This window comes from Roseospira marina (assembly GCF_014197855.1).
GTDB lineage: Bacteria > Pseudomonadota > Alphaproteobacteria > Rhodospirillales > Rhodospirillaceae > Rhodospira > Rhodospira marina.
The window spans coordinates 1-7,401 of the sequence record NZ_JACIGJ010000037.1; the positions used below are offsets into that span (position 1 = coordinate 1).

At 68.3% G+C, this 7,401-nt stretch carries 5 protein-coding genes; all 5 read left to right on the forward strand.

Translation table 11 applies throughout. The annotated features are described in order from the left end of the window. The first annotated feature begins 619 nt into the window (after positions 1-619). The 5 genes from rimP (at position 620) to GGD82_RS20465 (ending at position 7,287) form a co-directional block, all read left to right on the forward strand. Complete coding sequence (gene rimP / locus GGD82_RS20445; protein WP_311731998.1) at positions 620-1,237, forward strand: ribosome maturation factor RimP; 618 nt, start codon at positions 620-622, stop codon at positions 1,235-1,237. A gap of 21 nt (positions 1,238-1,258) precedes the next feature. Continuing rightward, entirely contained in the window at positions 1,259-2,866 is a 1,608-nt protein-coding gene (nusA, locus tag GGD82_RS20450) for a transcription termination factor NusA (RefSeq protein ID WP_375782142.1), read from the forward strand. A 5-nt stretch (positions 2,867-2,871) separates the two neighbouring features. Then, on the forward strand, positions 2,872-3,768 hold the full coding sequence (locus GGD82_RS20455) for an RNA-binding protein (protein ID WP_246164031.1): 897 nt from the start codon (positions 2,872-2,874) through the stop codon (positions 3,766-3,768). A gap of 61 nt (positions 3,769-3,829) precedes the next feature. After that, the gene (gene infB / locus GGD82_RS20460) at positions 3,830-6,469 is read left to right on the forward strand and encodes a translation initiation factor IF-2 (RefSeq protein ID WP_150064262.1); all 2,640 of its coding nucleotides are present in this window, start codon (positions 3,830-3,832) and stop codon (positions 6,467-6,469) included. Between the two features lie 140 nt (positions 6,470-6,609). Further along, entirely contained in the window at positions 6,610-7,287 is a 678-nt protein-coding gene (locus GGD82_RS20465; RefSeq protein WP_170284507.1) for a class I SAM-dependent methyltransferase, read from the forward strand. The last annotated feature ends 114 nt before the right edge of the window (positions 7,288-7,401 follow it).

Here is a 7,401-nt window from a genome sequence, read left to right on the forward strand (position 1 = left end):
TTGCTTGGCTCTCGCCTCTGCCTCTCCAGCGTCCCCAACCCGTCAGCGCCGCCCTCTCAGGCAACCCCGCCGCGTCGGGAGGCCGGTTTCTACGCCTGAGACCTCCCTCGGTCAACGCCTTTTTTGCGCTCGATGTCATTTTTTTGTCAGGCGGCGGTCGGCCGTGGTGTGCCAGGCCGGTCGATCCTGGCAGGCGAACGGGGAGGGCGGTCGGGCTGAGGGCGGGGCTGGACGCCGGATGCACGGGGTGGTGGGTGACAGGGTGGCGCCCGGGGGGGCAACCCCGTCGCGCGAGCCGGGATTGGCGCCACGCTGTCTCGCGCCACGCCGTCTGACGTGAGGTTGGCGTACGGGGCCGGTGTGCGGCCGGGCGCGGGTTATCGGTGGGCCGAATGTATCGGTGGGCCGAATGGTAGTACGCGCGCGCAAGCGACGTGCGCGACACGCACCGAACCTTGCGTGACCATGGCGTTGCTGTTACATAGACGGTGTTGTTTCCTCATAGCGTAGCGAGTCGATATGGGCGTCGCTACGGAGTGCGGGGGTGGGCTGCGGCCCCCCTTTTTTTATTGCCTGCGGCGGTCCGGGTCGGCAGGCGGAGATGAAGGACAGACGGATCGTGACCACCCGACTGATGGGCGAGCAGGGGCCGCTGGCCGGACTCGTGACCCCGACGCTGGAGGGCATGGGCTACGCGCTGGTCCGGCTGCTGCTGATGGGAAAGCAGCGGCGCATCCTCCAGGTGATGGCGGAACGGGACGACGGCGCGCCCATGACGGTGGACGACTGCGAGCGCGTCAGTCGCGCCCTGTCGGCCGTTCTGGACGTCGAGGATCCGATCTCGGGCGCGTACGATCTGGAGGTTAGTTCGCCGGGGATGGATCGCCCGCTGACGCGGCGCGCGGACTTCGAGCGGTACGCAGGCTTCGATGTTCGCGTGGAGTCCGAAATGGCCGTCGATGGCCGGCGGCGGGTCAAGGGCCGGCTGAAGGGTATCGATGCGGACGACACCGTGATCATCGCGCCGGCGGAGCCGGGACCGGACGGGCAGCATACGGACTGGTATGTTCCGTTCACGGCGCTGGCCAAGGCGAAGCTGGTGCTCACGGATGAGCTGGTGGCGCATGCCATGAAGGCCGACAAGGCCGCGCGCCGGGACGAGGGGTCGGACTCGGCGGACGACTCGGACGAGGGCGGGGCCGAAAAGGCCGCTCCGTCGTCCTCACAGGACAGTTGATCGGGATGTGAACGCATGGAGTTGGAACGCATTGCCGGCATGACCCGGCCGGAGCTTGTCCAGGTGGCCGACACGGTCTCCCGCGACAAGGGCATCGACCGCGAGGAAGTGTTCATCGCCATGGAGCAGGCCATCCAGAAGGCCGGCCGCTCGAAGTATGGCCATGAGCACGACATCCAGGCGGTGATCGACCGCAAGACGGGCGAGATTCGCCTGGAGCGCCACCTGCATGTGGTGGAAGAGGTCGAGGACGAGGCGACCCAGCTCACGGTGGAGCGGGCGCGCCGCAAGAAGCCGGATGCCGAGGTCGGCGACGTCCTTGTCGACCCGTTGCCGCCGATCGACTTCGGTCGCATCGCCGCGCAGACCGCGAAGCAGGTCATCGTCCAGCGGGTCCGTGATGCGGAGCGGGAGCGCCAGTACCTGGAGTACAAGGACCGCGTCGCCGAGATCGTCAACGGTCTGGTCAAGCGGGTCGAGTTCGGCAACGTGGTGGTCGATTTGGGCCGGGCGGAGGCGCTGCTGCGCCGCGACGAACTGATCCCGCGCGAGCATTTCAAGACCGGCGACCGCGTGCGTGCCTATATCCACGATGTGCGCCAGGAGCCGCGCGGCCCGCAGATCTTCCTGTCGCGGACGCGGCCGGAGTTTATGGCCAAGCTGTTCGCCCAGGAGGTGCCGGAAATCTACGACGGCATCATCGAGATCAAGGCGGTGGCCCGCGATCCGGGCTCGCGCGCCAAGATCGCCGTGCTGTCGAACGACTCGGGCATTGATCCGGTCGGCGCCTGCGTCGGTATGCGGGGCTCGCGCGTTCAGGCCGTGGTGGCGGAACTGCAGGGCGAGAAGATCGACATCATCCAGTGGACCGACGATCCGGCCAGCTTCGTCGTGAACGGCCTTGCTCCGGCCGAGGTCAGCAAGGTGGTGCTCGACGAGGAGTCGAACCGCATTGAGGTCGTGGTCCCGGACGAGCAGCTCTCGCTGGCGATCGGGCGGCGCGGTCAGAATGTGCGCCTCGCTTCTCAGTTGTCCGGATGGGATATCGACATCCTGACGGAGGCCGAGGAGTCCGAGCGGCGCCAGGAAGAATTCCGCACCCGCTCCCAGGCGTTCATTGATGCCCTGGACGTGGACGATGTGATTGCCCATCTGCTGGTGACGGAGGGCTTCAGTTCCGTCGAGGAGGTCGCCTACGTCGAGGACGACGAACTCTCCTCCATCGAGGGCTTCGACGAGGACATCGCCTCCGAGCTCAAGGAGCGCGCCCAGGGCTACCTGGACGAACGCGAGCGGGCCGCCGACGAGCGGCGGCGGGAACTCGGCGTGGAGGATGACATGACGTTCCTTCACGGCCTGTCGCCGACCATGCTGGTCGCGCTTGGCGAGCATGGGGTCAAGACGCTTGACGATCTGGCGGACCTGGCCAGCGATGAGCTTCGGGAAATGGTGGGCGAGGATTCGCTCGACGAGGAAACCGCCAACACTATTATTATGGCGTCGCGCGCCCACTGGTTCGACGATGAGCCGGGCGCGGGTGGCGAGTCGGAGGACGGGAACGCTGCGGCTGCAACCGAGGGAGAGGCCGCGACCGGCGGCGACTCCGATGAGGGCGCAGGGCAGGGGTGACCGCCATGACGGCGGCGCATGGGCGGAATGAAGACCGGCCGACAGGGCCGGGCGGCGCCGGCGCCGCCATGCCGAACCACGAGGATGGTGGGGCGGCGGTGGGCGAAAACCCGGAGAACGCCGGGGATGAGACCGCGCCGATGCCCAAGGGGCACCGACGCTGTATCGTGACCCGGGAGGTTCGGCCGCGCGACAAATTGCTTCGATTTGTCGTGAGTCCGGATGGCGTGCTCGTCCCCGATGTGGATGGGCGCCTTCCTGGGCGTGGTTTATGGTTGAGCCCGGGCCGCGATATGATAGAGATTGCGGCGCGACGACGGCTGTTTTCCAGGGCCGCGCGCGGACCGGTCACCGTTCCCCCCGATCTGGCGGATCAGGTTGAGCGGGTGCTGACCCGGCGGTGTCTGTCCCTGCTGGGTCTGGCGCGCCGTGCGGGGCAGGTGGTGACGGGATACGAAAAGGTCCGTGCCCGTGTGTTGGGTGCGGCGGACAGCGGGCCGCCGGCGGCGCTGTTCGCGGCGCGCGACGGTGCGGCGGATGGGCGGAGCAAGATGGCCGCCCTGGCGACGGCGGTGTTGGGGTCCGTGCCCGAGGGCGCGCGAGGCCGAACCGGTCGCGGCGGATCCAACTGCCGGCTGGTGGTGGGCTTCGACGCGACGGAATTGGGCCAGCCCCTTGGCCGGGAACGCGCGGTGCACGTTGCGCTCGAGAGGGGGCGTCTGGCGAAAGGTCTTCTGGAGGCGTGTGACCGGCTGGCCGGGTTTCGACCCGGTCCGATGGTCCTTTCCCTCTCCGAGGCTCAAGGGGCGGCCGTACGGGCCGCGCCGGGGGCCGCACGGGGCTCCACGACGGAGTCCGAACACCCGGCCGATGGTACGGACGACGGCACTGGTCGGGACTGATGGCACGTCGGGGCGATAGGGTCCCGTCGGGATGGAAGTGATTGGAGCGAAGCTGAGTCGAATGGCGGACGAAAAAGAACGCAAGGCGCCCCTGTCGCTCTCCTCGCGTGGCAAGCTGGAACTGAAGCGCCCACTCGAGGGGGGACAAGTGCGTCAAAACTTCTCGCACGGGCGCTCCAAGGTGGTGCAGGTCGAGGTGCGCAAGAAGCGCCACGTCCAGACCGCCGAGGCTGAGGCCGCCCGGCGTGGACGCGGCTCGGCCGCCGATTCCCGCCTGCGCGAGGCGACGGAGGCCTTGACGGGCGACCTGACCAGCGAAGAGAAGGCGCATCGCCTGCGCGCGCTTCAGGCGGCTCAGATCCGGGCCGAGGAAGAGGCGCGGCGTAAGGTCGAGGAAGAGGCGCGCCGGAAGGCGGAGGCCGAGGAAGCCGCGCGCAAGGCTGAGGAAGAAGCCCGGCGCAAGGCCGAGGAGGAGGAAGCCGCGCGCAAGGCCGCCGAGGAAGAGGCCAAGCGCAAGGCGGAAGCCGAGGCGGCGGGTGAAGCCGCGCCGGCCACTCCCGATGCGCTGGCGGCCGATGCGACGTCGGCCGACTCCGCCGCGCCCAAGCGCGCCAAGGGTCGGGGTGCCGACGCCGAAGGCGACGAGGATCGGGACGATGATCGTACCGCCACGCCTCGTCCGGCGCGTCCGCCGCGTCGTGCGGCCGAGGGCGAGGATGCGGCCGCCGCGCCGCGCCGTGGCCCGGCCGCCCCCGCGCCGGCCAAGGTTCCGCCCAAACCGGCCACGACCAAGCGGGTCGAGCCGAAGCGGCGGGGCAAGCTGACGATCACGGCGGCGCTGGACGGCGACGACCGGTCCGAGCGCGGGCGCTCCATGGCGGCCATGCGGCGCGCCCAGCAGAAGGAGCGGCGCAAGCAGCAGATGAGCGGCCCGGCCGAGCGTGTCGTGCGCGAGGTCACGGTTCCGGAGACCATCACGGTCCAGGAGCTCGCCAACCGCATGGCCGAACGCGGCGGCAACGTCATCAAGACGCTGATGAAGCTGGGCGTGATGGCGACCATCAACCAGGTGATCGACGCCGACACGGCCGAACTGGTCGTCGAGGAGTTCGGGCACAAGATCAAGCGCGTGTCCGATGCCGACGTCGAGATCGGTCTGGTGGCCGGCCCCGACAGCGACGCCGAGAAGTCGACCCGTCCGCCGGTCGTGACCGTCATGGGCCACGTCGACCACGGCAAGACGTCGCTGCTGGATGCCATGCGCGAATCGGACGTGGTGTCCGGTGAGGCGGGCGGCATCACCCAGCACATCGGTGCCTATCAGGTGAAGCTGGCCACCGGTGCGCGGATTACCTTCATCGACACCCCGGGCCACGCCGCCTTCACGGCGATGCGCGCCCGTGGTGCGGAGGTGACCGACATCGTGGTTCTGGTGGTGGCCGCCAACGACGGCATCATGCCGCAGACGATTGAGGCGATTCGTCACGCCCAGGCCGCCAAGGTTCCGATGATCGTGGCGATCAACAAAATCGATCTGCCCGAGGCGGACACCCAGAAGGTGCGGACCGAGCTGCTTCAGCACGAGGTCGTGGTTGAGGAAATGGGCGGCGACGTCCAGACCGTTGAGGTCTCGGCCAAAAAGCGCATGAACCTGGAGCGGCTGGAGGAGGCCATTCTCCTGCAAGCCGAACTGCTGGACCTCAAGGCCAACGAGAATCGCGCCGCCGAAGGCGCGGTGATCGAGGCCAAGATGGAACGCGGTCGCGGCTCCGTGGCCACCGTGCTGATCCAGCGCGGCACCCTTCGGGTCGGCGATACCTTCGTCTGCGGTAAGGAGTGGGGGCGCGTCCGTGCTCTCGACAACGAGCGCGGCGAGCGTCTGGAGGAAGCCGGTCCGGCGACTCCGGTCGAGGTGCTCGGTTTCAACGGCACGCCCGAGGCCGGCGATGACTTCATCGTCGTCGAGGACGAGGCCAAGGCCCGCGAGGTCTCCGGCTATCGTCAGCGTAAGGACCGCGAGACCCAGTTCGTGAAGTCCGCCCGCGGCTCCATGGAGCAGATGTTCGAGCGTATCCAGGCCGGCGAGGCCAAGGAACTGCCGGTCGTCATCAAGGGCGACGTGCAGGGCTCGGTCGAGGCGCTCATCGGCACCCTGGAGAAGATGGGGACCGACGCGGTCAAGGTGCGCGTGCTGCATGCCGCTGTCGGCGGCATCAACGAGAGCGACATCACGCTGGCCAAGGCCTCCGAGGCGATGGTCATCGGCTTCAACGTGCGCGCCAACCCGCAGGCCCGCGAGATGGCGCGGCGGGACGGCGTCGAGCTGCGCTACTACAGCATCATCTACAACGTCGCCGACGACGTGCGGGCGCTGCTGACGGGTATGCTCGAACCCACGTTCAAGGAGTCGCTGCTCGGCTACGCCCAGATTCGCGAGGTGTTCAACATCACGAAGGTGGGTAAGGTCGGCGGCTGCATGGTCACCGAGGGCACGGTCAAGCGCGGCGCCAAGGTGCGCCTGCTGCGCGACGATGTGGTCATCCACGAGGGCAGCCTCGGCCAGCTCAAGCGCTTCAAGGACGATGTCCGCGAGGTGCGCGAGGGCTACGAGTGCGGCATGTCGTTCGAGAACTACAACGACATCCAGGTGGGCGACTTCATTGAGTGCTTCGAGCTGGAGGAGATCGCGGCGGCGCTTTAAGGCCGGCGTGACCGATCCCGGTCCATCGAACAGACCCGGGGCGGGGCGGCGTGATGCCGGTCCGCCCCTTTTTTTTGCGGTGGCCCCATGCGGGGCGCCGTGAGGCCGCAGGCGGATCCGGACGAGCGGGGGGCGGTGACATGGGCGCGGTGATATCGGGGCGGTATGTCCAGTATGGGTGCGGGTTCAACGCGCCGGAGGGCTGGGTCAGTTACGACTCGTCGCCGTCGCTGCGGATTCTCCGACTTCCGGGCGTGGGGCGATGGGCCTATCGGGCGAGCGGAAACGCACAGACGTTCCCGAAGGGCGTCCGGTACGGCAATATCGTAAAGGGCCTGCCGGAAGAGGACGGCTCGTGCGACGGGATATATGCCAGCCACGTTCTGGAGCATCTGAGCCGCGCCGACTGTCAGGTCGCGCTTGGCCGCACCTGGCGGCTTCTGAAGCCGGGCGGTGTGTTCCGACTCGTGGTGCCGGATCTGGAAGGCCGCGCGCGGCGCTACCTTCAGGCGCGGGCGGCCGGCCGGACGGACGCGGCCGACCGGTTCCTGGAAGAGAGCTATCTGGGACTCGAGCGCCGGCCGAGTGGCGTGGTCGGGGCGGCGAAACGCGCCCTGGGGGCGTCCCAGCATCTGTGGATGTACGACCGCCCGTCCATGCAGGCGCGCCTGGAGGCGGCCGGGTTCGTCGCGATTCGGGAGTGTCGCCCGGGCGATAGCGGGGATCCTATGTTTGACCGCGTCGAGGACCCGACCCGATTCGTTGATGCGGGCACGGGCGTTGAGGAGGTTGCGTTTGAAGCGCGCCGGCCTCTCTGACCGGCGCGACGTCGAGCGCGCAGGGGAATCGCATTTGAGAAATCGGGGTAGCGGTCGGGCTTGAAATGGATTCTGTAGGGGACTCCCTTGGATTAAGCGGGAGGCTCCATGTCC